The 26,934-nt window shown below is 37.0% G+C and carries 28 protein-coding genes; 23 read left to right on the top strand and 5 right to left on the bottom strand.

What is annotated here, in order from left to right; all coding sequences use genetic code 11:
- Window positions 1-85: 85 nt before the first annotated feature.
- Complete coding sequence (locus tag DHW03_RS01070; RefSeq protein WP_165825336.1) at window positions 86-535, top strand: DUF3659 domain-containing protein; 450 nt, start codon at window positions 86-88, stop codon at window positions 533-535.
- Window positions 536-588: 53 nt separating this feature from the next.
- Window positions 589-2,643 carry a copper-translocating P-type ATPase gene (locus tag DHW03_RS01065; protein WP_109923911.1) on the top strand — a complete coding sequence of 685 codons (2,055 nt, stop codon included), beginning with the start codon at window positions 589-591 and terminating at the stop codon, window positions 2,641-2,643.
- Between the two features lie 107 nt (window positions 2,644-2,750).
- Here the strand turns inward: DHW03_RS01065 and DHW03_RS01060 are convergent, their stop codons facing one another.
- The 4 genes from DHW03_RS01060 to DHW03_RS01045 all read right to left on the bottom strand — a co-directional run bounded on the left by DHW03_RS01060 (window position 2,751) and on the right by DHW03_RS01045 (window position 5,988).
- Window positions 2,751-3,512, bottom strand: a complete 762-nt coding sequence (locus tag DHW03_RS01060) for a hypothetical protein (RefSeq protein WP_109923910.1) — start codon at window positions 3,510-3,512, stop codon at window positions 2,751-2,753.
- 64 nt (window positions 3,513-3,576) lie between these two features.
- Complete coding sequence (locus DHW03_RS01055; protein WP_109923909.1) at window positions 3,577-3,924, bottom strand: hypothetical protein; 348 nt, start codon at window positions 3,922-3,924, stop codon at window positions 3,577-3,579.
- A 23-nt stretch (window positions 3,925-3,947) separates the two neighbouring features.
- Window positions 3,948-5,354: a hypothetical protein gene (locus DHW03_RS01050; RefSeq protein WP_109923908.1), complete on the bottom strand. Its 1,407-nt coding sequence runs from the start codon at window positions 5,352-5,354 to the stop codon at window positions 3,948-3,950.
- 25 nt (window positions 5,355-5,379) lie between these two features.
- Window positions 5,380-5,988: a Crp/Fnr family transcriptional regulator gene (locus tag DHW03_RS01045; protein WP_109923907.1), complete on the bottom strand. Its 609-nt coding sequence runs from the start codon at window positions 5,986-5,988 to the stop codon at window positions 5,380-5,382.
- A 448-nt stretch (window positions 5,989-6,436) separates the two neighbouring features.
- Between DHW03_RS01045 and DHW03_RS01040 the strand changes: the two genes are divergently transcribed.
- The 16 genes from DHW03_RS01040 to DHW03_RS19610 all read left to right on the top strand — a co-directional run bounded on the left by DHW03_RS01040 (window position 6,437) and on the right by DHW03_RS19610 (window position 19,171).
- A complete protein-coding gene (locus tag DHW03_RS01040) occupies window positions 6,437-7,294 on the top strand; it encodes an RteC domain-containing protein (protein WP_109923906.1) in 858 nt (285 codons plus the stop codon).
- Between the two features lie 131 nt (window positions 7,295-7,425).
- Entirely contained in the window at window positions 7,426-7,947 is a 522-nt protein-coding gene (locus tag DHW03_RS01035) for a hypothetical protein (RefSeq protein WP_109923905.1), read from the top strand.
- 27 nt (window positions 7,948-7,974) lie between these two features.
- Window positions 7,975-8,289, top strand: coding sequence for a DUF4134 domain-containing protein (locus tag DHW03_RS01030; protein WP_109923904.1), 315 nt, complete (start codon window positions 7,975-7,977; stop codon window positions 8,287-8,289).
- A gap of 2 nt (window positions 8,290-8,291) precedes the next feature.
- Window positions 8,292-8,612 (top strand): DUF4133 domain-containing protein, encoded by a 321-nt coding sequence (locus DHW03_RS01025; protein ID WP_109923903.1) that lies wholly within the window; start codon window positions 8,292-8,294, stop codon window positions 8,610-8,612.
- A 2-nt stretch (window positions 8,613-8,614) separates the two neighbouring features.
- Complete coding sequence (locus tag DHW03_RS01020) at window positions 8,615-11,080, top strand: TraG family conjugative transposon ATPase (protein ID WP_109923902.1); 2,466 nt, start codon at window positions 8,615-8,617, stop codon at window positions 11,078-11,080.
- A gap of 4 nt (window positions 11,081-11,084) precedes the next feature.
- The gene (locus DHW03_RS01015; protein ID WP_133248477.1) at window positions 11,085-11,453 is read left to right on the top strand and encodes a hypothetical protein; all 369 of its coding nucleotides are present in this window, start codon (window positions 11,085-11,087) and stop codon (window positions 11,451-11,453) included.
- Between the two features lie 15 nt (window positions 11,454-11,468).
- On the top strand, window positions 11,469-12,167 hold the full coding sequence (locus tag DHW03_RS01010; RefSeq protein ID WP_109923900.1) for a conjugal transfer protein TraI: 699 nt from the start codon (window positions 11,469-11,471) through the stop codon (window positions 12,165-12,167).
- Entirely contained in the window at window positions 12,154-12,801 is a 648-nt protein-coding gene (locus DHW03_RS01005; RefSeq protein WP_109923899.1) for a hypothetical protein, read from the top strand. The genes DHW03_RS01010 and DHW03_RS01005 overlap by 14 nt, the downstream gene beginning before the upstream one ends.
- Window positions 12,785-13,432, top strand: a complete 648-nt coding sequence (locus DHW03_RS01000; protein ID WP_109923898.1) for a hypothetical protein — start codon at window positions 12,785-12,787, stop codon at window positions 13,430-13,432. Before DHW03_RS01005 ends, DHW03_RS01000 begins: the two co-directional genes overlap by 17 nt.
- A gap of 5 nt (window positions 13,433-13,437) precedes the next feature.
- Window positions 13,438-14,643 carry a conjugative transposon protein TraJ gene (gene traJ / locus DHW03_RS00995; protein ID WP_109923897.1) on the top strand — a complete coding sequence of 402 codons (1,206 nt, stop codon included), beginning with the start codon at window positions 13,438-13,440 and terminating at the stop codon, window positions 14,641-14,643.
- A gap of 18 nt (window positions 14,644-14,661) precedes the next feature.
- Window positions 14,662-15,276, top strand: coding sequence for a conjugative transposon protein TraK (gene traK / locus DHW03_RS00990; RefSeq protein ID WP_109923896.1), 615 nt, complete (start codon window positions 14,662-14,664; stop codon window positions 15,274-15,276).
- A 248-nt stretch (window positions 15,277-15,524) separates the two neighbouring features.
- Window positions 15,525-16,556 (top strand): conjugative transposon protein TraM, encoded by a 1,032-nt coding sequence (gene traM, locus DHW03_RS00985; protein ID WP_240618437.1) that lies wholly within the window; start codon window positions 15,525-15,527, stop codon window positions 16,554-16,556.
- 5 nt (window positions 16,557-16,561) lie between these two features.
- On the top strand, window positions 16,562-17,842 hold the full coding sequence (locus DHW03_RS00980) for a hypothetical protein (RefSeq protein WP_109923895.1): 1,281 nt from the start codon (window positions 16,562-16,564) through the stop codon (window positions 17,840-17,842).
- Between the two features lie 142 nt (window positions 17,843-17,984).
- Window positions 17,985-18,350 carry an ArsR/SmtB family transcription factor gene (locus tag DHW03_RS00975; protein ID WP_109923894.1) on the top strand — a complete coding sequence of 122 codons (366 nt, stop codon included), beginning with the start codon at window positions 17,985-17,987 and terminating at the stop codon, window positions 18,348-18,350.
- Entirely contained in the window at window positions 18,347-18,955 is a 609-nt protein-coding gene (gene merTP / locus DHW03_RS00970; RefSeq protein WP_109923893.1) for a mercuric transport protein MerTP, read from the top strand. The genes DHW03_RS00975 and merTP overlap by 4 nt, the downstream gene beginning before the upstream one ends.
- Window positions 18,956-19,171 carry a GDCCVxC domain-containing (seleno)protein gene (locus DHW03_RS19610; RefSeq protein WP_109923892.1) on the top strand — a complete coding sequence of 72 codons (216 nt, stop codon included), beginning with the start codon at window positions 18,956-18,958 and terminating at the stop codon, window positions 19,169-19,171.
- Here DHW03_RS19610 and DHW03_RS00960 read toward each other — a convergent pair.
- Window positions 19,168-19,584 (bottom strand): VOC family protein, encoded by a 417-nt coding sequence (locus DHW03_RS00960; protein WP_109923891.1) that lies wholly within the window; start codon window positions 19,582-19,584, stop codon window positions 19,168-19,170. The two genes, DHW03_RS19610 and DHW03_RS00960, sit on opposite strands and share 4 nt — an antisense overlap.
- 530 nt (window positions 19,585-20,114) lie before the next feature.
- Between DHW03_RS00960 and DHW03_RS00955 the strand changes: the two genes are divergently transcribed.
- From DHW03_RS00955 to DHW03_RS00930, 5 genes are all read left to right on the top strand, one after another.
- Window positions 20,115-20,690, top strand: a complete 576-nt coding sequence (locus DHW03_RS00955) for a hypothetical protein (RefSeq protein ID WP_109923890.1) — start codon at window positions 20,115-20,117, stop codon at window positions 20,688-20,690.
- Window positions 20,691-21,064: 374 nt separating this feature from the next.
- Window positions 21,065-22,129: a DUF932 domain-containing protein gene (locus DHW03_RS00945; RefSeq protein WP_109923888.1), complete on the top strand. Its 1,065-nt coding sequence runs from the start codon at window positions 21,065-21,067 to the stop codon at window positions 22,127-22,129.
- A 286-nt stretch (window positions 22,130-22,415) separates the two neighbouring features.
- Window positions 22,416-23,807 carry a class I SAM-dependent DNA methyltransferase gene (locus DHW03_RS00940; RefSeq protein WP_109923887.1) on the top strand — a complete coding sequence of 464 codons (1,392 nt, stop codon included), beginning with the start codon at window positions 22,416-22,418 and terminating at the stop codon, window positions 23,805-23,807.
- Window positions 23,807-25,345: a restriction endonuclease subunit S gene (locus tag DHW03_RS00935; protein ID WP_109923886.1), complete on the top strand. Its 1,539-nt coding sequence runs from the start codon at window positions 23,807-23,809 to the stop codon at window positions 25,343-25,345. The genes DHW03_RS00940 and DHW03_RS00935 overlap by 1 nt, the downstream gene beginning before the upstream one ends.
- On the top strand, window positions 25,345-26,934 hold the full coding sequence (locus tag DHW03_RS00930; RefSeq protein WP_109923885.1) for a restriction system-associated AAA family ATPase: 1,590 nt from the start codon (window positions 25,345-25,347) through the stop codon (window positions 26,932-26,934). The genes DHW03_RS00935 and DHW03_RS00930 overlap by 1 nt, the downstream gene beginning before the upstream one ends.

Below are 26,934 nucleotides of genomic sequence, written 5' to 3'. Positions count from 1 at the left end.
TGATACACATCATTTTAGTAGTTGATGAGGGTCAATAGATTAGATGGTGTCTAAGCGTACATTCGGTAAACAAATTATAGAAATCATGAAAAAAATCCATTTCTTATTCTCCTTAATGTTGATGGCATTAACAGTACTTACAGTCAATGTCTTCGGTCAGACAAAAGCAGAAAAAGTGAAAGTCGAAAAAATATCCATCAATAAAAAGGGTGAAATCCATGACCATGGCTGGAACAAACTTGGCTACATCACCAAGGACAATATTATAAAGGACAATCAAGGTAAGACAATCTATTTTATTGATGGCAATGGAAATGTCATAGACTCGAAGGGTAAAAACTTGGGCAAGGCACAAAAGAACGGCAACTATTACAACATCAAGGGAGAAAATATTATTACAGTAAGGGATATAGACGCAGAAAAATGTGAAATACTGGATCCAAAGGGCCATTCATTGGGGACTGTGCACAAGAACTACAAGCTCCATGCTTGTGCTGCCCATTGCTATTTCCTTGCGCAGAAAAAGACAAAATAGCACGAATTGAGAATCCAATCGTATTAGAAAGGTTCTCTACATCAAATTAAATTATGGAACACCATCAACACCAAAAAACGTCCGCTGATATTGCAAAAAGTGAACCTACAAAAATGGATCACAGCAAAATGTCTCACGGTTCTAATCCTGCAATGGGACATCAAGGGCATAATCATCAAGCGATGATTGATGATTTTAAGAAGCGCTTTTATGTGGTGCTGGTCTTAACCTTTCCTATTATGCTATTATCAGAAATGATTCAGCATTTTATTGGTGTAAACTGGCAATTTACTGGCTCCTCTTATATTCTGTTTGCACTTTCATCTATTGTGTTTTTTTACGGTGGCTGGCCATTTTTAAAAGGATGGGCTGATGAGGTAAAAGCAAAGAATCCTGGCATGATGTTCTTGATCGGTTTTGCCATCACGGTTGCCTATGGATATAGTGTGGCCATCGTTTTTGGACTTTCAGGCATGGATTTTTTCTGGGAATTGGCAACTCTGATCTTGATTATGCTTTTGGGTCATTGGATAGAAATGAAATCAATAGCAGGGGCATCAAAGGAACTGGAGCTTTTGGTGCAGTTGATGCCGTCCGAAGCACATATGGTTATGCCAGATATGGTTCACGACGTAAAAACGGATACAATAAAAGAGAACGATATAATTCTGGTAAAACCGGGTGAAAAGGTGGCTGCAGATGGAATAATTTTGGATGGTGAAAGCTATTTAAATGAATCTATGCTTACGGGAGAATCCAAGCCCGTACAAAAGGTAAAAGGTGATAAAGTAATCGCTGGTGCTATCAATGGAAACGGATCGATTAAGGTTACTGTGTCACATTCCGCAAAGGATTCATATCTCTCGCAAGTAATCAAATTGGTTGATGAGGCACAGAAATCGAAGTCGCAAACACAATTGTTAGCAGATAAAGCAGCAAAATGGTTAACTATTATTGCACTGGTTTCTGGTATTGGTACATTCCTATATTGGTATTTAACTGGACAAACACTGGCGTTTGCAATGGAACGCATGGTAACGGTAATTGTGATTTGCTGCCCACATGCATTGGGTCTGGCCGTACCTTTGGTAGTCGCCAAATCAACTGCATTGTCTGCGAAGAACGGACTATTAATCAAGAACAGGACTGCATTTGAAAATTCACGAAAAATAACAACTATTGTATTTGATAAGACAGGCACGCTAACAGTAGGTAAATTTGAGGTTTCGAAAATCGTATCGTTGCAAAAAGGCATAGATGAAAACGAGATCATCCGCCTTGCTTCTGCCTTAGAGCTAAAGTCTGAACACCCAATTGCTACAGGAATTCTTCAAAAAGTTAAAGAACTATCAATCAAAATCCCTAGTGCCGAGAAATTTAATGCAATTACGGGTAAAGGCGTTGAGGCGATAGTAGAGAATAAGAAAGTGTCAGTTGTAAGTCCTGGTTATCTTAAAGAAAATAAGATTGCAGTTCCTAATGATTTCAAAGCGGATGATACCGAGACTGTTGTTTTTTTATTGGTTGATGATGAATTGACGGGCTATATTGCCCTTTCCGATCAGATACGCCCCGAGTCTGCTGAAGCTATCAAAACATTGAAACAGAACAATATCAAGTCTATTCTTCTTACTGGCGATAATGGTAAAGTAGCTGCAAGCGTGAGTAAAGTCTTAGGCATGGATAGTTTTATGGCAGAGGTACTACCACACCAGAAATTGGAAAAAATAAAAGATTTGCAGAGCAAAGGCGAATTTGTAGCTATGACAGGTGATGGGGTAAATGATGCCCCTGCGCTTGCGATTGCAGATGTAGGTATTGCCGTCGGCTCAGGTAGCGACATTGCAGCGGAAACAGCAGGAATTGTGTTAGTGAACAGCAATCCAAAAGATGTTGTAAACCTGATCCTTTTTGGCAAGGCTACATACAGGAAGATGATACAAAATTTAATGTGGGCTACAGGTTACAATGTCGTTGCACTCCCTTTGGCCGCTGGTGTTTTGTATAGCCAAGGCATTTTACTTAGTCCAGCAGCGGGTGCCGTTTTAATGACAGTTAGTACCGTTGTAGTAGCTATAAACGCAAGCCTATTGAAGGTAAAAAGTTAATTTTGGCTAAAAATAGATGATTTAAATAAATTTATACATTGTAGCCAGTTCTTTAATATGCTCTTTAAAATATTGAACTATTATTTAAAATTGAGACTTTTATGATTTTACAGCATCCCTGTTTGGATGGCGGTATCTAATAATTCTTTACATTTTTGAATAGGGAATGCATAAATCATTTTTGTATTTGTTACAACTGCACATGCGACACCTACTAATCTTTGCTCCGAATCTAAAATTGGTGCACCACTACAGCCTTCATATTCATCAGCCGATTTAATAATCTTAGGAGCTAAAAAAATATGAAATTCAGAATTTGTTCTATGGAATTTTAATGAATGATTGAATTTAGGAGTTAGATGTAATTTCATGCCTTCGTAAACAGGTTTAATTTTCCCATAGAACCCGTATCGTTCTTCTTTATTAGGTAAATCTGTATATGTAAGATCAAGGTCTATTTTAGAACATTCGGGCACGCTAAATGCCCCAAAGTTCATTGCTAGTTGAAGCAAGGGTACATCATCCTTAATTTCAGCAAAACAAATATCTAGTCTTTTTCGTGGTCCATCATTTAAAAATTTAATAAAATCATCCGGTAAAATGCCTTCAGCTAATGTGAACATATCGAAATAACATAACCCACCAACTGGTTTTAAAATAGCTCCATTTGCACTAATAGGAAGATTGGTTTCTAAATAGGTTACCATTCCTTCATAATCAGTAACATGCCTTACCGTTATAAAAAAACGTCTATCTAAATATTTGACTATAAAGCCTGAGCCAAACCCATGTGGCTTTATATTTTCTTTGCCCCCCATATAAACTTGTATGGACGAGAGAACCATAACTTCTGCATCAGTTATTGACATTTTTTTAATTACGCTAAATTAATAATTACCAAGTTAGTAATACTGCGTAATTATTGCAATTTCATTAATTAGGAGCGCTCAAATAAGGCAAAGTAAATCTTTTTCCATGGGCTATAAACTGCCACCACTCCCAAAACTGCCAAGGTTTGATTCTAAAGGTTCTGTACAGCGTTTGATTTGGATCACTGCTGTTTTCAGTTTTAAATCTTTCCCATCTTCTTTCGCCAACTTTAAAATCTAATGCCTGTCCTGGTTCTTCCGTATATTTAAATGAACCGTCTGCATTTTGATAGTTATAATTTTCGAGTAGGAAAAACTGCATAGGTGGTGTATTGCTTATTATAATTACCACTGCAATAGCAATTAAGATTACTTTTCTATTTTTTGTTATTATTGATTTTTGATTTTCCATAATATCAATTTAAGATACTTTTATTATTTACATTCCCCTTTACTTGCAGGGGCAGTACCGCCACCTTCACCAATATTTGCTTTGGGATTAGCTGCTTTTTCTGAACGAAGTGCTGACCCCCATCCCGCAGGAGACATACCTGTGCCTACACCACCAGGCCCTCCAATTCCAAAAGTAGTAGTTGGATTTGGAACAGGGAGATTTCCAGCCCTAGCTGCATTGTAAACAAATGCGGCACAATTAAAATCTGTAAAATGATAGTTTGTTGGTGGGTTAGCCACGTAGTCTAAAATCTTTTGAAAGCTAGATGCATCAGTGAAATAATTGGCATTCATATTATATTCAATATCACCGTTATCTTTAATAGTGGATGGAGAAATTAATTTATCAAGTCCAGAACCTGAACCATAAAAACCTAATGTTTGAGTTACTGATCGATCTCCATTTACTTTTGTCAGTTGGATAGCTACGTGTCCAAAACTATTGGGGCCAACATTAAAAAATGTTCCCGGCATTGGTTCAACAACCAAAACTTTAACCTGAAATGCAGCACCTGCACTTGGCACGTTGCCAAAGCACTCAACCATTTTTTTAGGGTCAACATTGTTATTGTTTTCTCCCGGTATGTTTGAGGGTGGCGGAGGTGCTGGGGTGCTCGTACTTCCACCACCTCCTCCTCCGCCACTTGGAGTTTCGTAGTTTATTCCGCCATCATTGTAATTGCCACCGCCACCACCATCATCTAAATAAAAATATTCACAATATCTTTCTGCATGAACCGTAAAAACACCTTCGGCATCTACATAACTCGTTTGTAGCCATGCACAGGTTTCGATCATCCGTGCCATAGATATTTTGCCATTGGCTGATGTAGAATTTTGTTCGAACGTAGCTAATATTGGTAATTGAGGTTTATTTTGAGTAAATGCAAGCTTTTCACTTTTGGTTGAAGGGCGTGATTCTCCTATTTGTTTACCATTGTTATAAATTGAACCTTTTTCCAAATTATAATTTAGGTCATAAACTAAAATCCTTCCTGTGAAATCACTTTGATCTACTTTCTGCTTTGCCTGAAAATAAAGCGCATCTGGGATAATTTCAATGAATTTTCCTTCAATTTGGTTAGTCTTGGAATTTCGTTCTATAGATAGTTGCCTATAACCTTGTTTGATATTCTGATATATGGGTTGCCCAGAAATAGTAATTATTATTCGGTTTCCGTCGTTAGTTGCAACAGATTTAGCATTAGTTGACCTAATTGGGTATTTACTAACGAGCGAAGATGTATCTGCTTGTTTACTTAGCCAATTAAGTGCTTCATTAAGTGTAATGGTTTCTTTTACAGGTAATTCTTTATCAATTTTTGTTTCCTTTTTACAGGCGGAGAATGTTAAAATGAATAGGATATAAAATTGGATGCTCTTTTTCATATACTTCATTTAAGTGAAAATTAGGTTAACTAGCAAGACGCGTTTTTAACATCTTGCTTCTAATGCGACTTAGTGTTTCTCTTGTAATTCCTAGATATGATGCAATATTAGATTGAGTTGTTAACTGTTCAATTTGATTATGCTGTTGTAGTAGAATTTTATATCGTTCTTCTGGGGTTTTCGTACGCATGAAAATACTCCGTTCTTCACTTAGGATATAATACTTTTCAGTAAGAACACGTCCTATGTAGTTTCCCTCTTTAAAATCGGCATAATATGATTGCAGTTGGTTCCATGTGATTGATTGAAGAATACAGTCATCTAATACCTCTATGTATTCGTCAGCTGGCCGCTGTGTAAAAAAACTATAAACAGAAATCATCAAATCATTTGCACCCATTAACCAAGAGGTACATTCTTTACCATTTTCATCTATGATATAAGCCCTAAGAAATCCTTTTTTGATATAATATATTCTTCTGGCTACTTCTCCTGGTCGGAGCAGAATGTGTCCCTTTTTAAAGGTTTCTGTAAGCACTTGGTTTGTAATACGTTCTTGAAATGGGGCAGATAAAGGAGTTATCGAACCAAGAACTAAAACCAAATCAATTGAATCGGATACATCGCTTTCCATATATACAACATTTAGCAAAGAGCGTCTGTTAATTATATGTTTCTCTTATCGTGATATAAAAAAAACGACGAAATAGAAGATTTATTTTGACATTGGCGAGTAACTTCCAACATCCTCAATAAATTCTAAGTTTTTTTTTAACGAATTTCTCCGCACCAATTTCTTTTTAGAGATGCTCGATTGTGATTTTTATCACAAGTTATATTATATATTTTGTTTGAGGAAATCATAATTCAAGCTGAATGAGAAAGCATCAACATTTTTATAAAAAAACGATGCATACAGCTATTAGAGCTACATTTTTTACTACTTAACTATGTTTTTAAAATTCGGCCTAATAAAGGTTCGATTGTATTTTAAATCACCTTTCTAGTCTTAGCTTTCTCCTAATTTTGGTTATAATAAGCTTAGGCATCGCTCTCAAAAAGGTAATTAAATACATAAAGCTATGATGAGAGAAAAATGCGAGGAGTATTTGCAAAAGTTAAATGCAGATCTGCATGAAGTAGAAGGTTCTAAGTCTACTCCAATTAAGATTCTAAAATCTTACCACACCTTAGTAAGTAAATCGCTCGAAAAAGTTAAAAAATTAGTTCTTGAAGAACAATTTGATACTGAATGTGAAGAAATTGAATTTTTCAAAATTCTAAAACCACAGTTTACTGGATTAATAATTTTTGCATCTGAACGATATAGTTACCAAAGCAACAAACCTATCATTATAGATCAGGTTACTGAATACCGTGAAGAGCAACTAAAATTTATAAATCGATTTTTCCGACAACACGAATTTTTTTATCAGTATTACCGTTTAGGTGCAACAGAAATGGATAACATTCATTTTTTACGAGGAAGAAAACCTTTAGACCTGATTAATTTAGACTTTCTAGATGTTGACCCCACATTTGCTACAGCTGGCGATTACCTCTTCGCCAAATTTTTCGCTTACGAAAAATTGCAGGAACATATTTTATACGATACGATAAAAACAACAATCGTAAACGACAATCCAACATTAACCAATAATGAAAATCTCAATTTTAAATGGACAGGTGATAAAACTAATCTCGTTGAAGTTATCTATGGTCTTTTTTATACGGGTCAATTAAACAGTGGAAATGCCACTCTCTCTGATATCATCAAATGGATGGAGCACATCTTGCAAATCGATCTTAGCCGTTCGTATCGAAATTTTATAGATATACGTAACCGAAAACGTGATAGTCCAACTAAGTTTCTTGATAAAATGCGTGAATTCATCATCCAGAGAATTGAAGATGATAACGCATTTAAACCATCCAAATGAGCAATTTTTAGGTTTCAGACTATTAAAATCACGCACCTACCGTACCGGTTGCGAATTAAAAATTTGATGTCTTTGAACCTTTGCTTATGAAATCCTAATGCAATGGAGCATTGAGATAAAAGCAAAATAATATGTTACAACAATTTACATGGCAACAGTTTTTGGTTGCCTCAATGGTACTTAGTTTAATATGGTATGTAGGTGTAATCCTAATCTTCTATCGAGCTGAATTTTTAAGGTTTTTAAAAAGAGATGGTACTTCTACCACTTCCGAAAAATTGCCACACAGATGGGAAGACGATGTGGACGTACTTCAAGAAGAATTGCACGAAGATGAACTAATGGGAAAGGCAAAATTGCCTGATGGGCTTTCTTCAGTTACGGCAGGAAGTTTTGGGTTTACTCCGTCAGAAAAGGATAAGGCTGACCAAGTTGGGCTGATACCTGACGTACTCCAAGATATCAAAGAAGTCTTGGCCTTACTTGAAAAGGAAGACGGCACCAAAAAAGATTTTCTAAACTTAATGGAGGTGGTTAAGGAAAATTACCCAAAGATCGGTTCCCATCCGAATATTGGCAGAATTAACCAATTCATCAGTAATCACGCCCCATTTCATCTCTCTAGTGAGGAACTGGAAAACCTGTGGGATTAACATCAATCATTCTTAATCAAGATCAATATGAAATCCAATATAAAATCAAAAATCAACATTGTTCTCTTCTTCTGCCTGTTGGCCTTAACATTCGCCGCCAGCGCACAAGATGGAAATTCAGGTATACAAGAGGCAACTAATAAAGTTAAGGGGTATTTCGATACTGGTTGCGACCTAATGTATGCTATTGGCGCAGTAATCGGCATTATTGGTGCTGTTAAAGTCTATTCTAAATGGAATGGTGGCGAACCTGACACCAACAAGGTAGCCGCTGCTTGGTTTGGAAGCTGTATCTTTTTAGTGGTGGTAGCTACCGTTCTTAAATCGTTTTTCGGGATTTAGTTATGGCAAGCATCTATCAAATTAACAAGGGCGTATCTAAGCCGATTATGTTTAAGGGACTGAAGGCCCAATACATTGCCTATTTGGCAATTGGTCTTGTGCTACTGCTTATCGCATTTGCCATCCTTTACATTTCTAGGGTAAATCTGTTCATCATTCTCCCTCTAATTCTTGCAGCAGGTACAGCAATCTTTATGATTACTTTTCGATTAAGCCATCGCTTTGGTGAACATGGGCTAAGTAAGTTCATTGCAAAACGTAATCTGCCATCCTGTTTAAAATTTCGTTCCAGACAACTATTCCTCAAACTAAAATCAAAATAATTATGGTAGAAGCAAGAAAAATTTTGCCAATCTATAAGGTGGAGAACAATTGCATCCTTTCGGCACAAGGCGATATCACAATAGCTTACGAAGTTAAGTTACCAGAGATATTTACACTTTCTGATCGGGATTATGAAGCGTATCATCAAACATGGGTAAAGGCTATCAAAGTATTACCACAGCATTCTATATTCCACAAACAGGATTGGTTTATCGAAGGTAAACATGAGGCAGACTTTGAAAGTTCGGACAATAGTTTTCTTTCACGAAGCAGTGAAAATTTCTTCAATGAAAGAGAATGTTTGAACCACAGATGTTATATTTTTTTGACCAAAAAGCCGAAAGATAGAAAACTGTCAAGTTCAGTCTACAGCAATATTCTTCGCAAATCAATTGTCCCTGTACAAACAATCAACCCTGTTCTTTATAAGGATTTCTTAGACTGTGCTGGGCAATTTGAAAGGATTATGACGGACGGCAACTTTGTTTCACTTACACGAATTGGTGATGATGGACTTGCAGGCACCGCTAACCACTCTGGAATTATTGAACGATATTGCTTTTTACTTGAATCAAGTTCACAGCCTATTATTCGGGATATTCACATCAAGGACAATATAAGGATTGGTGATAAACATTTAGAACTTTATACTTTATCTGATACTGAGGATCTTCCCTCACTTTGCGGTAGTCGAATAAATTACGACAAATACAGTACAGACCGTACAAAGTTCAGTATCGGGTTTGCAAGTCCATTGGGAACGTTACTCAATTGCAACCACATTTTTAATCAGTACATTTTCATAGAAGATTCGCAGAAGACGATAAAAAGACTTGAAGCTAAAAAATTACGGTTGCAATCCCTATCAAGCTATTCAAGGGAAAATGCAATAAGCCGAGATTCGGTAAATGATTTTTTGAATGAAGCCATTGCGTCACAGCGATTACCGATCAAAGCACATTTTAATGTTCTGGCATGGTCTGATGATGTGGGCAAAGCCAAAGACCTCAAAAATATTGTTTCTTCTGCTATGGCGCAAATGGATGCTGTTGCTAAACAGGAAACAGATGGGCAGGCGCAAATATGGTTTGCAGGGTTGCCTGGCAATCAAGCTGATTTTCCGATGAACGATACCTTTGACACTTTCGTTGAGCAGGCTACATGTTTTTTTAACCTCGAAAGTAACTATCGTTCAAGTGTTAGCGCATTTGGCATCCGTATGGGTGACCGGTTATCGGGGAAACCTGTACATGTCGATATTTCAGATGAGCCTATCAAACTTGGCTTCACTACGAATAGGAACAAATTTATTCTTGGCCCAAGCGGAAGTGGCAAATCATTCTTTACCAATCACATGGTACGAAGTTATTATGAGCAGGGCACGCATGTAGTTCTGGTGGATGTGGGACATAGCTATAAAGGTCTTTGCGATCTGGTTGGAGGCTATTATTTCACCTATTCAGAAAAAGATCCTATAAAGTTTAATCCATTCTACCTTACTGAAGGAGATGTGCTCGATACAGAAAAAAAGGAAAGTATCAAAACCCTGCTGCTTGCACTATGGAAAAAGGACGATGAAACTTTTAAGCGTGCAGAATATGTTGCCCTATCCAATGCGTTAACGCTTTATTTTGAACATCTGGAACAGAATTCGGATATATTCCCATGTTTCAACACATTTTATGAGTTTCTTTTATCGGAGTATTTGCAGGTGCTGGAGGATGCCAAAGTAAAGGAAAAGGACTTTGATATAAGTAATTTTCTGTATGTACTCAATCCGTATTATAAAGGCGGAGAATTCGATTATCTACTAAATGCAACTGAAAATCTCGATCTTTTAAATGAGCCGTTTATTGTATTCGAACTTGACTCGATAAAAGACCATCCTATACTTTTCCCAGCCGTTACGCTCATTATTATGGAGGTATTTATTTCTAAAATGCGCAAGCTGAAAGGCATCCGTAAGATGATCCTTATTGAAGAGTGTTGGAAAGCAATTGCTAAAGAAGGAATGGCAGAGTACATCAAATATCTTTTCAAAACAGTTAGAAAATTCTTTGGCGAGGCAGTTGTTGTTACCCAAGAAGTAGAAGATATCATTTCTTCACCAATCGTTAAACAGGCAATTATTAATAATTCAGATTGTAAAATACTGCTCGATCAGAGCAAGTATCAAAACAAGTTCGATAGCATACAGGAACTGCTTGGGCTTACCGAAAAAGAAAAGGCCCAAATACTTTCCATGAATAAGGCTAATGACCCGAATAGAAAATACAAAGAGGTATTCATTTCCCTTGGGGGACAACATAGTAAAGTTTACCGAACAGAAGTCTCTATTGAGGAATATCTCGCTTACACCACTGAAGAAAGCGAGAAAATGAAAGTCCAGCAATACACTGAGAAGTATGGCAGCATTCAAAAAGGAATAGCAGTACTAGCAAATGAACTTAGAAACCAAAATCAATAATCTCATGAAAAACTTAATCATTTTATGTGCAATTGCAGCATTGTTGATAAATGCGTGCAAAACTGACAATATTCGTTCATTTATTCCCGGTACTTACATCAACAATGCGGGAAGCGAATTTAGTATCGCCAATGATACGTTAGTTATCGAACCTTCAGAAAACAGTAGTTTCTATATCCACAGAAAAACGGGTTTCAATTTGGTAACGGACGGAAAGATTGGGAAACGTGAGCATGAAACGGAAAATTGGAACGCAGTTTACGATGAAAGCAGCAGGAAGTTAACAGAAATCAAGAAAGGTAAGCTCATCACTTTCTATCCAGACTCAGCCAAAATAAAAGTTGGCAACAGAACTTATCAAAAAATAAATTAACAAAATTTATTCACCATGAAATTTATAAAATATATGAAAACGTACATGGTCATTCTCCCATTGAGCGCTATGACATTGTTTGTTGCTTTGCCCCAAGGGGCGAATGCACAGGTGGCAGTGCTTGAGGTTATAAAAGCAGGAGTAAAAAAAGTAATCAAAGCAGTCGATCTGAAAGTTCAGCGATTGCAGAACCAGACCATTTGGCTGCAGAATGCGCAAAAGGTACTTGAAAATCAATTGTCAAAACTGAAGCTTACAGAAATAACCGATTGGACTGAAAAGCAGAAGAACCTTTACAGCGAATACTATGAAGAGCTGTGGAAGTTCAAATCAACCATTGCCTATTATAAGCGTATCAAAGACCTCACCACAAAGCAAGTCGCAATTGTAGATGAATACAAATGGGCATGGGCGCTTTTCAATAAGGATAAGCATTTCAAACCAGAGGAACTCGAACAGATGGAAAAGGTCTATAAGGGAATTCTGGACGAAAGCATTAAAAATTTAGATATGATAATCCTGGTAATCAATTCTTTCAAAGCCCAGATGACGGATGCCAAAAGGCTTGAGCTAATTAATGATGCCGTAAATAAAATGGATGACAATTACAGTGATCTTAAGCGTTACAATCAGGAAAATATCCAATTGAGCATACAAAGATCGAGGTCATTGGACGAGACGGCTAAACTGAAGGAGATTTATGGAATCGACTAAATTAAAAACAATTGTGTTCTTCGTTGTTGCTGTGCTGTATTCCCTTACATCAAATGCCCAAACTTATGCCGAATTTTTTAGGCAAAAGAAAACGCAAAAGAAATACCTTATTGAGCAGCTTGTAGCCTTAAAGGTTTATGCAGGCTATTTAAAAAAAGGATATGATATCGCAAGTGATGGCTTAAATACAGTAAAAGATTTGTCAAAAGGGGAATTTAACTTACACAATTCCTTTATCAGTTCTTTAAAAGCTGTCAGCCCTGCAATTAAGAATAATGGAAAAGTTGTAGACATCATCATCCTTCAGCTTGAGATTAGCAAAGCATTGGGAAGCATTCGAAAAAGCAAATTATTGGATGCCAACACACTTACATACGTCGATCAAGTTCGAGAGAACGTGACAGAAGAGTGCGAAAAAGACTTAGATGAACTTTTACTGGTCATTACCTCAGGCAAGGTTGAAATGAAAGATGATGAGCGACTTAAACGCTTGGAAAACATTTATCAGAGAATGGTAGACAAATCTCAGTTTGTACAGCATTTCACCAATAAGATCAAAATGTTCGGTCGCCAAAAGCAGCATGAAGAACAGTCCATTCACGATTTAAAAAAGCTTTATGAAACAAATAATTAAATACAGGATTGCCTTTTTTGCATTTCTTATACTATTTATCTCAAAGGTTCAATTTGTAAATGCACAATCACAGGAGACCCAACAACTATTGCTAAACGTCGAAAAGTTGAGCCAATTAAAGAATATCCTATCAGATATGAAGCGCGGATATTCGGTAATTACTAATGGCTACAATTCGGTAAAAAATATTGCACAGGGAAATTTTTCACTTCACGAAGTCTTTTTAGATGGTCTGATGCTGGTCAATCCGGAAATCAAAAAATACAGAAGGGTTGCCGATATCATCAGCTACCAGAAAAAAATCATCACTGAGTATAAAGCGGCGTATAATAGGTTTAAGTCATCTTCAAACTTTAGTCCGCAGGAAATTGATTATTTGGGTAAAGTATATAAGCAACTGTTCGATCAGAGTTTGGATAACATCGAAGAACTGACCACGGTCATAACTTCGTCCAAGCTGAGGATGAGCGATGATGAACGATTACAGGCCATAGACAGAATCTTTACCGACACTGAAGATAAACTGGTGTTTCTTCGAAATTTTAATAAGGAGGCAAGTATTCTCAACCTCCAGAGGAAGAGGGAAAATACAGATCTGAAAACTACCCAAGGCTACTTTGGGATAAACTAAAGCTTATGAAAACTAGATTTTTTTTAGCCACATTCATTGTGGTATCAGCCATGCTTTTGCCCCAAATTTCCAATGCCCAAGGCATGGCGGAAACGCTAACTGGAATGCAACCCGTTCTTGACAGGGTGTACAACGATATGCTTCCACTTTGTAGTCGGCTAATCGGAGTTGCCCGTGGTATTGCTGGATTTGGTGCCCTATGGTACATCGCCAGTCGGGTATGGCGCCAAATGGCATCAACCGAACCCATAGATTTCTATCCGTTGTTGCGCCCCTTTGCATTGGGTATGGCCATACTGATGTTTCCTATCGTGATATCGGTAATGAATGGGATTCTGCAGCCAACCGTTACCGCTACTGGGTCAATGGTAAAGGATTCCAATAAAGCGATTGAACTGCTTTTGAAAAGAAAAGAACAGGCCGTTAAAAAAAGTAAATATTACGAAATGTATATTGGTGAAGACGGAAGGGGCGACAGTGATAAATGGTACAAATACACACATCCGAAAGACCCTGATCGTGAAGATGAGGGAATGTTCGAAGGTCTTGGGAACGACATCAAGTTCTTTATGGAAAAGCAGTCGTATAATTTTAGAAACTCGATAAAACAATGGATGTGCGAGGTCTTGGAAGTTCTTTATGCCGCGGCAAGCCTATGTATCAACACAATAAGAACATTCTTTCTTATCGTACTTGCCATTCTGGGGCCACTCGTATTTGGCTTTGCGGTCTTTGATGGCTTTCAGAATACTTTAACCGTTTGGCTAGCGAGATATATTAACATTTTCTTATGGCTTCCTATTGCTAACATCTTTGGGAGTATACTCGGGAAAATACAGGAAAATATGTTGAAGCTAGATATTTCACAAATCGATCAGCAGGGTGATACCTTCTTTAGTAGCACTGATACAGCATACCTTATTTTTCTTGTGATCGGAATTGTAGGCTATTTTTCGGTGCCCAATGTGGCAAATTACGTTGTGCATGCAGGAGGCGGAAATACTATCCTTCAAAAGGTAAATTCTATTATCAGCACAACAGGCCACACAGGAATGCGTGCAGGTTCAGCGGGTGCAGGAATGGCGGTCGATATGCTTGGAGACAGTAAACGAAACATGAGCCAAGGATATGCTGCGGCTAGTAACTCCGACTATTTCCCCGACCAGCAGAATAGTTCGAGCCATCAGCACGATAAACTTTCGGGCAAATAATCCTTAAAACACATCATTATGTTTACACAATTTAAAAACATCGATACGGCATTCAGCCACATTAAAAGATTTAGCCTTTTTTTAATAGTAGCATGTGTATTTATATCTGGCTTTTCGATTTATAAAAGCTTTGATATGGTGAAGACAGTTCAGGCAAAGATTTACATTTTGGCTAATGGAAAAGCTATTGAAGCGTTTAGTACAGAAAGAAAAGATAATCTTCCCGTAGAGCTTAGGGATCACATCAAAACATTTCATCACCTGTTTTTCACACTTGATCCAGACGACAAGGTAATTCAGAACAACATTTCAAATGCGTTGAACTTGGCAGATGAAAGCGCCAAAAAAGCCTACGATAATCTGCGAGAGCAAGGCTATTACAACAACCTCATTTCTGCTAATATTTCACAAGAAATTGTGGCTGACAGTATAAAAATTGATGTTGAACAATATCCATTTTATTTCAAATGCTATGCTACACAGAAGTTGATCAGATCAACCTCGGTAACATCTAGGAAACTCATCACGCAAGGTTATATACGGAACGTTACCAGAAGTGATAATAATCCGCACGGCTTTCTTATCCAGCGGTGGGAAACTTTAGAAAACAGCGATGAACCACTAATCCATTAATGCAATGAGGCTATTTAAAAAAGAAAGAAGAGCAATTGTATCTAATGATGCGATCGCAGAGAAAATTGCTAAAAAAATTATCGACAGGCAAAGTCATCTAGCAGATTACTTAAATGTCAAAACAAGTAGGTTATCACGTCTAACGATTTCCTATATCTTATTTGGCTTTTGTATCGCATTTGCTTGCTACTGCACAATGTTGCTATTTAATTCAATCAATTAATCACAATCAATTAAAAATTTTAAAGATGGAAAGAAAACAAAAAGACAAAAGAAAGGTGCTATTGGTAATTCCATTACTGATACTCCCGTTTTTGGCGCTAGCATTTTATGCGATGGGTGGAGGAACTGGAAATGAGCCTTCGACATCAGCCAGCAAAGGCATTAATACTTCACTGCCAAATGCCACATTTAAAAATGTAGACCCTTCCGATAAATTGAGCATCTACAATTTGAAAGGAAACGATACTGCCAAAAATGACATTGCAGGTGTTGCTGATCGGCTTGGATTTAATCCTACGGGAGAAGACTTTCAGACTGAACAAATTAACCAAAAATTGCAAGCATTAAACCGAGAACTATCAAGACCACCCACAAAAGCTACCAATACTTCAGGCACAGCTATTCAGCAATCAACTGGGATGAAAAATGATGTCGACCGATTGGAAATGCTGATGCGATCAATGCAATCGGGAAAAGGTTCAGACCCCGAGATGGATCAATTAAACACCGTGCTCCAGAACATTATGGACATACAGCACCCAGAGCGTGTAAGGGAAAAATACATCAATCAGGTTGCAGATAGTCCCGATAGTTTGTTCAAGGCCATACCCGCAATTGTTGTAGATAATCAAAGAGTAGTGCAGGGCTCAACGATCAAACTACGCCTCCTAGATAGCGTAAAACTGAATGGACAGATGATGCCAAAGGGGCAGCTTATCTATGGTATCTGTAATATCGCTAATCAGAGATTGTTGCTTGATGTGAAAACTATCCGCTTGGGCAATCGGATTGTTCCTGTTGACCTATCAGTTTATAGCCTAGATGGAATCCGTGGTATTGAAGCACCAGAAGCGTTATTAACAGATGCTATTAATGGTGGCTCTGATGATGCTGTTCGCAATCTACAGCTCATGACCCTAGACCAATCTATGGGAGCACAAATTGCAGGTGCGGGAATTGAAACTGCAAAAAACCTTTTTTCCAAAAAGGTAAAACGCATTAAGGTAAAGCTGAAAGCAAATCATCCAATCCTTTTGCGGAATAATAAACTAAAATAGTTGAAATGCGCTTGGAGATGACTTTGTTGCGATTGAATGCGACAATTATCAACCTAGATCGGGACTTGAAAGAAGGATATATCTGGACGGTAATCAATAACTACTATCCAGTAGAAGGCCCTTGGCATTTGCCAGGAATCAAAGAAAGAAAGGTTGCAGAAGAATATATGAATGACTACAGAGGTTACGATCGCGACTTTCAACTTTATCCTACTAGGCATGTTATCGAACATCTGAAAAAGGTGTTGAACAGCGCGAAAAATATAAATAAAGAAAAAGAACTAATTCACATTAATATGAACTTAAATAATCTGGAAGATCTCAAAGATGAGATGAAGAAATTAGGCTTCGATGAAGCGTTAATTACGAAAATGGAAGAGCACATGAAAAATGATGATCCGGCATTCAAGCTCTATGATGAAGTAAAAGCGAGCAGAGGCCAAGTAGATATTACCCTGCATTTTAAGCAATCTGGTCAATCAGACTATTACTACCTTAACAAACTGGAGGCAGTACATAATCAGGGCAAACCATTACAAGAAGGCCAAAAGTATATGGTGATCACTAAAACCGAAGAAGGAAAAAACATTGTTAAAAAATTGGAAAACGTCGCTGAAGCAATAGATTTTTTCAAAAAACAGAACGGCAATAGTGAGCTTGCGGTTGGTAAGGATGCCGCTAATAAAACCATGCTAGCTAACATGGAGGAAGGAAAGGTGAACTATGTCTCTAAAGATTTCAAACGGGATTATTATTCTCCATCAATTCCGCAAACCTTTTGGTTAGATCATGGAAAAGGCTTTTCTAAAGAACAGGCAGCAAATTTGGTTCAGGGAAGAGCTGTTTATCGTGATGATTTGTTGAGTAGAGAAGGTACGCCATACAAAGCCTGGATGCAGTTAGACACCGAAAAAGAAAGAGACCGTCAGAACAACCTAACATTTCGCCAATTTACAGATGCTTATGGGTTTGATGTAAAAGCCCTATTGGATGATTTTAAGATTAAAGAAATGGCTGACCCCAAAAAAGCAACGGCTTTGGAAACATCTTTGATAAACGGAAACAGACAACTTGTAACAGTAGAAAAAGAAGGACAAGAAGCAAAAATGTATTTGGAAACTGCTGTACGTTACGGAAAGCTTAACTTCTATAGAGAAGATGGTAAACCAGAAAAAAGAGAGCAGTTCCTAAAAGAAACCGGACTTGAGGTTGCCAATATCTTCTCGAAAAAACAAGAGCAAGGAAAGGACAAAGAAGTTGCTCAAAGCACAGGCTTAGGCAGGTAAAATATCTGGCTTTATCTCATTAAACCATAGTTAACCATAGATGATATATTAGAATGCGGCAACTCAACATTGCCGCATTTTTTTTAACACATTCTGTATTTAAGTAATTGCTTAAATACCTATCTTTGTCCTTTATTTGATTATGAACGTTTGCAAGAGAATATTCGCCGACAAGGGACAGATCAACAATTGCAGGGAAATCTTGGAGAACAATAGTTTGTTTTCGGAATTGTCAGGGCTGCTTTCGCTAACAGGAAATGAGGTTAGATTAAAGATACTTTTCCTTTTGGATACAGAGGGCAAGCTATGTCCGTGCGACCTTAGCGACATATTAGATATGACCATCCCTGCCATATCACAGCATCTTCGTAAGCTGAAGGATGGTGGTATGATCCATTCCGTAAAATCTGGCCAGACCATATTCTATTCAATTAAGGCTTCACAACTTGACCTGCTTCGTCCGTTCTTCAATCAACTACAAAAACATTTAACAACGATACAACCATGAGTACAGGATTAAAAAAAAGCTGGATAGCAGGCCTGTTTGCCGCCTTTACGGCATCACTTTGCTGCATTGCCCCTTTATTTGCCGTCATCGGGGGTGCAGGCAGCGCCTCAACCTATTTTGGTTGGATAGAGCCTTATCGGCCATATATTATCGGACTGACCATTTTGGTGTTCACACTGGCATGGTACAATCTACTGAAACCAAAGAACGTACAAAAAGATAACTGTGGATGTGAGGTGCAGAAAAAAAGTTTTATGGTGTCAAAAAAGTTTCTGATGGTCGTAACGGTAGTCTCTGCTCTGTTGATAACTTTTCCCTATTATTCAAGTTTGCTTTACGCCAACCCAAAAACAGTGCCCATAAACGGAACGGTAAATAAAAAACTTGCCAGCGTGAAATTCTCTATAGAGGGAATGAGCTGCGAAGGCTGTACTAGCCACATCGACGGGGGATTAACGGGGATTAGTGGTATTGCCAGTTCCACTACCTCATTTGAACAAAGAATGGCTTTGGTCAGTTACAATCCAGACAGTATAACTGCTGACAGCATCAGCAGAAAAATAAGGAAAATAGGCTACAGAAATAAAATAATAAGTAAAAAATAAATGGCTAAAGCAATCATATCCAGTTCGACTATCACCTGCCCAACCTGCGGCTTTGCAAAAAATGAAGAAATGCCCACCGATTCCTGCCAGTATTTTTATGGGTGCGAAAACTGTGGAACAATACTGAAGCCACTTGCTGGGGACTGCTGTGTATTTTGTAGCTATGGCACAGTCAAATGCCCACCCATCCAACAAGGAACTTCCTGCTGTGGCTAGCTTACCACTTCATAAAAAGTGATGAGGTTTCCATAAAGATCTAATGTTGCCAAATCACGGTGTCCCCAATATTGTTCTTCGACAACTGAATGCTCACCGTGCAGCACTCCCTGTGCTTTGTATTCTGAATATAACTCATCAATACCCTCGACCTCGACCCTACAACTGGCCGTTCCAGCAATAAACGTTTCGGCTCCACTCCAGATTGGTTTAAGAAAAAGTACTAGGCTCCTGAATTTCCAACTCTTGTCACATGCCTGCCAAAGATGTATTTCGACATTGCCACGCACCAGTATGGCAAAGGTCTCTTCTTGGTTACGGGCATTGAATCCCATTTTGGTTTGATAAAAATCGACAGCCTTTTTGATGCTGACTACTGGGAGTGCTGGAACGCTATTTTTAAAGCTAATCATTGGGCATAAAAAATTCAATAATGGAGTTTATCCATTAAAATTAATGAAAAAAATTAATACAATTCCAAGAAATATACAAGCAGATGGACAAGTATTGGCAAAACTCGATTTCTACTAACCCGACTCCATCTTTCTAAATTATTCCCATAGATATTCCCTCAATTTTCCGCTACTGATTACTGCTTTTTAACTGTAAGAAAATTACCCCCAACCTTTTTGTGCCAAAATTTCTGAACAATCCCTTAGGCTAGTCAAGACCAAGCCCTACGGGTTTGCTGAAAAAAAATCTCCACACCTCGCTTCGCTTCGGGTAGTATTTTTTTTCGCAAAGTCTTGCCCGCCTATTGGATTGTAATCAGGTGATTGGGTTTAACAAAAAGGCAGGAGGCTCCTGCCGACTGAATTTTTAAAGCGAAAACCCATGAACGAAACAAAAGGCAGAAGCCCACCCACAGCACAAAATAACAGAACCCATTTATTAGCGCAAATAATTCAAATCATTATCGAAAACAATTTAAAAAACAGAAGTTATGAAAACTACAGTAATCACAAGCGGAAAAGAAAACGGAGCAGTTAAAACCAATTCTACTGATAAATCGGCAATCCGTCCGGCGGTACCATTGAAAGACGCCAATCAGCAAAACGAAGAAAAACCAAAATTGGAATCAGAAACGGCAAATCCTACAGCTGTTAAAGTTGAGCAACCAAAGGAACAATCAAAAGTTATCGTTGTACCAGCCGAAGCACCAAAGGCAGAGCCGACCAAAATTGAAATCAAAGAGCAGTTGAAAGAAGAAAAACCTGCGATGAATTTAGAAGCCACTATAAAATTGGCGTTGGATTTAAACCGTCGCATCAATCAAAGGGGCAAACTTTTAGAAACAATTGGAACGCTTGAAACCTTTGAAGTGGCGCAAAAAGACGACGCGGAAGAAACAGACAGCACACATTTTCAGCGTTGCGAATTGACGATTGAAGATGATAAAGGCAGGGAATTTACAACCAAAAACCCATTTATTATTAATGCAGTTGCTAAGATGGTCAATACACTTTGCGTAGATAAATTGGCAGAAATCGAGGGCGAAATCTTTATCCCAACCAAGTAACCCAATAGAACGCCCTGCCATGCGGTGGGGCGTTTAATTATTCACTAAATCTTAATATCATGTTTGAGGCATTTATTGAATTCTTAGACCAGTTGTATTGGATTGGCTATGGATTAGAGTTTGAAGAGGAAAACCCCAAGGCATTTTATCAGCAGTTAGATAAATTCAAAAAACAACATTCACAAAAAAGATGAAATACGAAACCTTATTTATTATGGTCCGCGTGGCAGTCCATGCCGACCATACGCAGTTATCGGATATAGTTAACGAAATAGAAACGCAGTCAAAACTTACCTTAACCGATACTGCAAACGTCAACATATTGGAAACTGAAATTCTATTATCAAGAGTAAGAAACATAAAAAACATTCATCATGTCGCACAACCTAAATTATAACAGCAAGACAGAGAAGCACAGCATTTTTTCTGTCAAAGAAAAAGCTTGGCACGGATTGGGTACAATTATAGAAAATTACCCAACAAGCGCAGAAGCGATTAAATACGCAGGTTTAGATTATATCGTAGAGAAACGAAACCTGTTTACTTATGGAGATGATACCACGCCAGAAACAGAGGATAACGACATTGTAATGGAATGGCGTGTAGATGTACCAAATCATTATGCAACAGTAAGAACAGACACTGACGAGGTTTTGGGCGTAGTTGGCAGGGATTACCACGTTGTACAGAATATTGATGCATTTTCATTTTTTGATAGCATTGTAGGCGGAAAAGATGGGATTAACTACGAAACAGCGGGAGCATTGGGAAAAGGTGAACGCATTTTTATTACCGCTAAGTTGCCCGAATACATCAAAGTTGGCAAGAACGATTTAATTGAGCAGTTTTTATTTTTGACCACCTCGCACGATGGTTTTGGAAGTATTACCGCATCTTTTACGCCTATTCGCATTTGTTGCCAAAACACATTAAATGCGGCATTGAAAAATCAGAGCAACGCAGTTAAAATACGCCACACCGCAAGCGCACACGACAGGTTAAAAGAAGCGCATAAACTGTTAGGCATAACCAATCTATTAGCAAAAGAAATGGAGGACGTTTTTAATCAATGGGCTAAAGTTAAGATTACCGATAAACAGGTTAAAAAATTGGTGCAGATTGCAATGGCACCAAATAAAGAAACCTTGCAGAACCTCCAAATAGGAAAACAGGATGAATTTTCAAGTGTGTTCACCAATATGGTAGATAATGTTTTGGAATATACCTCCACAAGTCCGACCCAGCAAATGGAAACTACAAAAGGTACTTTGTTTGGTGCTTACAATGGTGTAACGGGATATTTTCAGAACGTAAAAAGCTACAAAGACACAGAAACAAAGTTTAAATCTATAATGACAGGCAACGCATTAGGAAAGGCGCAAACTACGTTTGATTTATGCAACGAGTTTGCAAAAGTTGGAGTGAATGCATTGAATTAACAACAATTCCTATAATGGCAAAGGCTACCTGATATTGTCTAAAATATCGGGCGGCCCTTGCGGGCAATAAATTCTGTTATCTTCTTTAAAGCAATTAGACAATTGATGGGGAGAGCATGTTGTCCGCTACTAAGTGTTCTTTACATTCATTGAAGCCCTTAGAAATGAAAATTATTCTCCAATCAATAGATTCAATTTGATTTATAGGACTTTACTCTCTGCTAGGTTTTTTTCAAAAAAAATGCGATAACATTTAATTACTTTTATAGTCTAAAAGTTTTTTTTAATGTCAGATATTGTCAATAAATTGTGGGGTTTTTGCCATACCCTGAGGCACGATGGTGTAGATTCTGGGGATTATATTGAACAATTAACCTATCTTTTATTTCTAAAAATGGCAGAAGAAAAGGGCGTTTCCGTTCCTAATAGCTGCAGATGGATTACATTAAAAGATCTCTCAGGAGAAGCTTTGATGGATCACTATGTCAGTATGCTCAAAGAACTGAAAGAACAAGACGGGATTCTCGGAGACATTTTTTCTCAACCCATCCCTCGAATCAATAACAGCAAAAATTTAAAAAAGCTTATTCAACTAATTGATGAGGAAAACTGGACTGATTTAGATATTGATGTTCAAGGAGCTGCATTCGAGGGTCTACTAGAAAAGGCAGCGAGCGAAGGTAAAAAGGGGGCAGGTCAATATTTTACTCCCAGAGAAGTTATTAAATCGATAGTTAATGTGATGAAACCCAACCCAATTGGGATAGATGATTTTAAAATAAGTGACCCAGCATGTGGAACAGGCGGTTTTTTGATTGTTGCTTATGAATGGTTGTTAGATAACTTTGCGATTGACAAACTTTCTTCAAAGGAGAAAATTAAATTAAGGACACAAACTTACACTGGACAAGAGCTGGTAAATCGTCCACAGCGTTTGGCTTTAATGAATCTTTTTTTACATGGCGTGGAACCTTTGATAACGCTTGGTGATACAATATACGGAACAGATAATATTATTCGAGATCAACTTTCATGTGTTTTGACAAATCCACCTTTTGGCACAAAGGGATCGAGTGAAGTACCCCAACGAACAGATTTTATAGTGAAGACTAGTAATAAACAGCTAAACTTTGTTCAATATGTACAACATTCACTGAAAAATGAGGGTAGAGCAGCAATGGTACTGCCAGACAATTGCTTATTTGATGATAAGGCCTCTGAGGTTCTCAAAGATTTAATGTGTTCGTGTAATCTCCATACAATTTTGAAATTGCCAGATGGGACATTTAGTCCTTATGCCCAAGGCGTAAAAGCAAATGTAATATTTTTCCAAAAAGGTGTTCCAACTGATGAGGTTTGGATATATGACGCTAGAACCAATGTTCCCTCAATAACAAAGAGAGGAAGACCTCTAAGTAAAGAGCAGTTTGTAGAATTTGAAAGATGTTTTGGTGAAGATGAAAATGGTAAGTCTAATAGGCAGGAAAATGCAAGATTTAAACGATTTCCCATTGAAGAAATAATTAGAGGTAATTATAAATTAAATTTTTCTTGGGATGTTGATGTAAAAAGTACTGTAAACAAGCCAAAAAATTCTGAGAAAATTATTTCTGAAGCAATCTCAGAACTAGAATCTATTGTCGAGGAGTTTAAAGAACTGTTTCAATTTGTTAAATAATGAAAAGTAACAAAAAGAATGGTTGGGGATTTGTTTCGCTCGAAGATATCGCAATCCACACACTTGGAGGCGATTGGGGAAGTGAGGTAAAAAGTAATATTAATCCTTCTTTTATACAAGTAAAAGTCATAAGAGGTACTGATTATAAATTTTGGTCTCGTGATAAAGCATTTAATGCAGCAAAGAGGGCAATAAAAAAAGATAGTTTAAAAAAGAGAGAGCTTTTAGCAAATGACATTGTGGTTGAAATATCTGGAGGCGGGCCTGACCAGCCGGTTGGTAGAGTAATACAGATCGATAATGAGACTATTCTAAGCGAACAATCACCACTCGTTTGTTCCAATTTTTTCAGGCAAATAAGACTTAGCGGAGCAGTTAACCCTAACTATATCTATCATTTTTTAAATTTTTCGTATTTGTCAGGTCATTTCAATAATATACAAACACAGACAACAAATCTCCGTAATCTAAATTTTAATGAATATTTAAAGACTCCAATTCCAATTCCTGATCTTTCAACCCAATCAATTTTTGCGGACAAAATTGGATCTCTAAAGCAAAGAATCGAGCAAATTAAAGCAAGAATTGAAAATCTCAGTCTTATTGGTGATAGGTTATTAAGTTATTTCACTGAACATAATATAAACGATTCCAATCTCTCACTTGGTGATTATTTAGAGCAAAGTAACGACCGGATTGGGAAAGGATTTGAAAAATTATTAAAAGTTGGTGTTGACAACTTTAAAGGAGTAATTCCCTTGCGCTCTACAAGAAAGTCGAATTTTTCAACTTATAAGGTTGTGTTACCTGGCGATTTTGTATATAATCCGATGCGAATAAACATCGGATCAATCGGTATATATAATGGTGAAAAATTGGCGATAACTAGCCCAGATTATGTCGTTTTTAGAATAAAGGACACAATTAGTCCTTTGCTACTCTTAAAATTTTTAAAATCAGACATCGGTTTAAAAGAGATCAACTCCCTTACCAGAGGTAGTGTAAGGTCAAGACTTTATTTCTCCAGTTTATTGCAATTAAGCTTTCCTTTAAATCGTGAATTGCAAGAGCAGGCTAATTTATCATTAGTGCTATTTAATAAGTTAATTGTAAAGGCAAATTTAATATCTACAAAATTGGACACATTTTTTCTAGACTACCAAGAAAAAATTTTTAAAGGAGAAATTTCAAATAAATCTACAGAAAAGGGAATTAAATTATTATTTGACGAGATTCAAGAGCATAAAGCTTTGTCTATTAGCATTGAGAAAATGAAGAAATCAATTAAGAAAGTACCGACTAAATTACCAGACATTGAGGTGATTAAAGAAATAATCCAATCTAATTTCAATAAGAATTCATTTACCTTTCAAGACCTTGAGAAACTTGTCTATGCTCGAATTGAGATTGACTATGATGATTTGAAAGACATACTCTTTAATTACTTACGAGAACCAATAGGTGATGACTCATCAGAAGTATTTTTAGAGATCGAAGATTCAAAAAAAGATGGTTTAATTTTTAAAATTGCAAAATAATGAAGCTAGTTAGACTTAAACTATTAGAGCGGTATAGAAGTTTAGAACCTTTTGAGCAATCTTTCCCAAAGCCAAAATTTATTGTGGATGAAATCGATCCAATTTGTCTTGTTGGATTGAACGGGTCAGGTAAATCTAATTTTCTTGAGCTTCTTGGCGATATATTCTATTTTCTTGATGTTTTTTTCTTGAGTTATCATGTAACCCCAAAGCCTTATACTCCATATGCTGATAACAAAAAAAGACTTCAAATATTTTTTGAGATAGAGTATAAGATTAATGTCGAGGGGCAAGATGAATATGTTAAAATTGAACGATTTAAAGAGTCTAGAACTATTAAAACTGTTTTTTCAAAATTCGAAAATGGAAATTTTAAAGTTGTGGATGATGATTTTTTCCAACAATTTCTACCGAGAGTCATTGCCTACACTTCGGGTTCTAATGAGTTGCTAAGTATGCCATTCATCGAATTGCAAGACTATTATGCAAGAGAGGTGACATATAGGGTTAATATGAAAAAAAAATCTCCATCTATTGATGAAGATGAGATATCACAGCCCAATTTGACTCTTATGGATTTTGACTCGAATGCTGCTATTCTAATCTCTAATTTTTTATTAAACGAAGAAAAGGCCAAGACAGTTTTTGAGGATACCACAAGGATCAAAGGACTTGACTCATTTAGAATTGTAATTCGATTGGATAAAGGTTATAGCACAAACAAAATTGATCTTCCTTCAGAATTTGAGACATATATCGACAAGTTAAAAAAGTGTGCAACTTGCTATAACCTGTTGACTCCAGATAAAAAAAGAGGAGATGTATATTACTTTGACTATCTTGTTAATAATGCTACTAGATTAAAATTTAAGAATGAATTCGAGAATAGTCAGAACTTATTTACTGCCCTTTATAAGCTGAATCTGCTAAATACTTTTTCAGTTCAGAAAGAATACAGAAATACACTCAGAAAGAAGCGGGAGAATGGAATTTTATTGAAATTCCCCACAATAGCGACTCTAGACAAAATATTCAGCATAGAACAAGTAGAGTTGGTTTTAAAAAAACCTACCGTTCGTACCGAGTATATGAAAATAAGTGATGGTGAACACCAGTTTATCCATGTAGTTGGGGCGATGTTATTATTTGATGTGCCTGGTAGTAAAGAAATTATCTATTTATTTGATGAACCAGACACACACTTTAATCCTCAATGGAGGAGTAAATTTTTCAGTCAACTAAATTCATTAATACAATGTAGAAATCATGAACTTTTGCTGACAACACACTCCCCCTTTATATTGTCAGATTGTCACGGGTACAATGTATTTAAATTTACAAGAGAAAAAAATGGTGAGAAAGTCTATTTTTCTAGAATTGAGGATGAAACTTATGGAGCATCTTTTTCAAATATACTGAAGAATGCTTTTGAGTTTGAAAATCTAGTATCGGAAAAGTCATTGACCGATCTAGAAAGCTTGGTAAACGCAACTGAGTCAGTTTATAAGCAAAAAATCAATCTATTTGGAGATTCAGTCGAGAAACTTTATGTAATAAAGGAAATAGAGGAACAAAAAAATAAAAAATAA

Source organism: Pedobacter yonginensis, from assembly GCF_003173595.1.
Classification (GTDB): Bacteria; Bacteroidota; Bacteroidia; order Sphingobacteriales; family Sphingobacteriaceae; genus Pedobacter; species Pedobacter yonginense.
This window is presented reverse-complemented; position numbering and strand designations above follow the sequence as displayed.

Excerpts from the sequence above, each read along its gene's own strand:
- DHW03_RS01070 (WP_165825336.1), top strand. The coding sequence starts at position 86 with ATGAAAAAAATCCATTTCTTATTCTCCTTAATGTTGATGGCATTAACA.
- DHW03_RS01065 (WP_109923911.1), top strand. The coding sequence starts at position 589 with ATGGAACACCATCAACACCAAAAAACGTCCGCTGATATTGCAAAAAGT.
- DHW03_RS01060 (WP_109923910.1), bottom strand. The coding sequence starts at position 3,512 with ATGTCAATAACTGATGCAGAAGTTATGGTTCTCTCGTCCATACAAGTT.
- DHW03_RS01055 (WP_109923909.1), bottom strand. The coding sequence starts at position 3,924 with ATGGAAAATCAAAAATCAATAATAACAAAAAATAGAAAAGTAATCTTA.
- DHW03_RS01050 (WP_109923908.1), bottom strand. The coding sequence starts at position 5,354 with ATGAAAAAGAGCATCCAATTTTATATCCTATTCATTTTAACATTCTCC.
- DHW03_RS01045 (WP_109923907.1), bottom strand. The coding sequence starts at position 5,988 with ATGGAAAGCGATGTATCCGATTCAATTGATTTGGTTTTAGTTCTTGGT.
- DHW03_RS01040 (WP_109923906.1), top strand. The coding sequence starts at position 6,437 with ATGATGAGAGAAAAATGCGAGGAGTATTTGCAAAAGTTAAATGCAGAT.
- DHW03_RS01035 (WP_109923905.1), top strand. The coding sequence starts at position 7,426 with ATGTTACAACAATTTACATGGCAACAGTTTTTGGTTGCCTCAATGGTA.
- DHW03_RS01030 (WP_109923904.1), top strand. The coding sequence starts at position 7,975 with ATGAAATCCAATATAAAATCAAAAATCAACATTGTTCTCTTCTTCTGC.
- DHW03_RS01025 (WP_109923903.1), top strand. The coding sequence starts at position 8,292 with ATGGCAAGCATCTATCAAATTAACAAGGGCGTATCTAAGCCGATTATG.
- DHW03_RS01020 (WP_109923902.1), top strand. The coding sequence starts at position 8,615 with ATGGTAGAAGCAAGAAAAATTTTGCCAATCTATAAGGTGGAGAACAAT.
- DHW03_RS01015 (WP_133248477.1), top strand. The coding sequence starts at position 11,085 with ATGAAAAACTTAATCATTTTATGTGCAATTGCAGCATTGTTGATAAAT.
- DHW03_RS01010 (WP_109923900.1), top strand. The coding sequence starts at position 11,469 with ATGAAATTTATAAAATATATGAAAACGTACATGGTCATTCTCCCATTG.
- DHW03_RS01005 (WP_109923899.1), top strand. The coding sequence starts at position 12,154 with ATGGAATCGACTAAATTAAAAACAATTGTGTTCTTCGTTGTTGCTGTG.
- DHW03_RS01000 (WP_109923898.1), top strand. The coding sequence starts at position 12,785 with ATGAAACAAATAATTAAATACAGGATTGCCTTTTTTGCATTTCTTATA.
- traJ (WP_109923897.1), top strand. The coding sequence starts at position 13,438 with ATGAAAACTAGATTTTTTTTAGCCACATTCATTGTGGTATCAGCCATG.
- traK (WP_109923896.1), top strand. The coding sequence starts at position 14,662 with ATGTTTACACAATTTAAAAACATCGATACGGCATTCAGCCACATTAAA.
- traM (WP_240618437.1), top strand. The coding sequence starts at position 15,525 with ATGGAAAGAAAACAAAAAGACAAAAGAAAGGTGCTATTGGTAATTCCA.
- DHW03_RS00980 (WP_109923895.1), top strand. The coding sequence starts at position 16,562 with ATGCGCTTGGAGATGACTTTGTTGCGATTGAATGCGACAATTATCAAC.
- DHW03_RS00975 (WP_109923894.1), top strand. The coding sequence starts at position 17,985 with ATGAACGTTTGCAAGAGAATATTCGCCGACAAGGGACAGATCAACAAT.
- merTP (WP_109923893.1), top strand. The coding sequence starts at position 18,347 with ATGAGTACAGGATTAAAAAAAAGCTGGATAGCAGGCCTGTTTGCCGCC.
- DHW03_RS19610 (WP_109923892.1), top strand. The coding sequence starts at position 18,956 with ATGGCTAAAGCAATCATATCCAGTTCGACTATCACCTGCCCAACCTGC.
- DHW03_RS00960 (WP_109923891.1), bottom strand. The coding sequence starts at position 19,584 with ATGATTAGCTTTAAAAATAGCGTTCCAGCACTCCCAGTAGTCAGCATC.
- DHW03_RS00955 (WP_109923890.1), top strand. The coding sequence starts at position 20,115 with ATGAAAACTACAGTAATCACAAGCGGAAAAGAAAACGGAGCAGTTAAA.
- DHW03_RS00945 (WP_109923888.1), top strand. The coding sequence starts at position 21,065 with ATGTCGCACAACCTAAATTATAACAGCAAGACAGAGAAGCACAGCATT.
- DHW03_RS00940 (WP_109923887.1), top strand. The coding sequence starts at position 22,416 with ATGTCAGATATTGTCAATAAATTGTGGGGTTTTTGCCATACCCTGAGG.
- DHW03_RS00935 (WP_109923886.1), top strand. The coding sequence starts at position 23,807 with ATGAAAAGTAACAAAAAGAATGGTTGGGGATTTGTTTCGCTCGAAGAT.
- DHW03_RS00930 (WP_109923885.1), top strand. The coding sequence starts at position 25,345 with ATGAAGCTAGTTAGACTTAAACTATTAGAGCGGTATAGAAGTTTAGAA.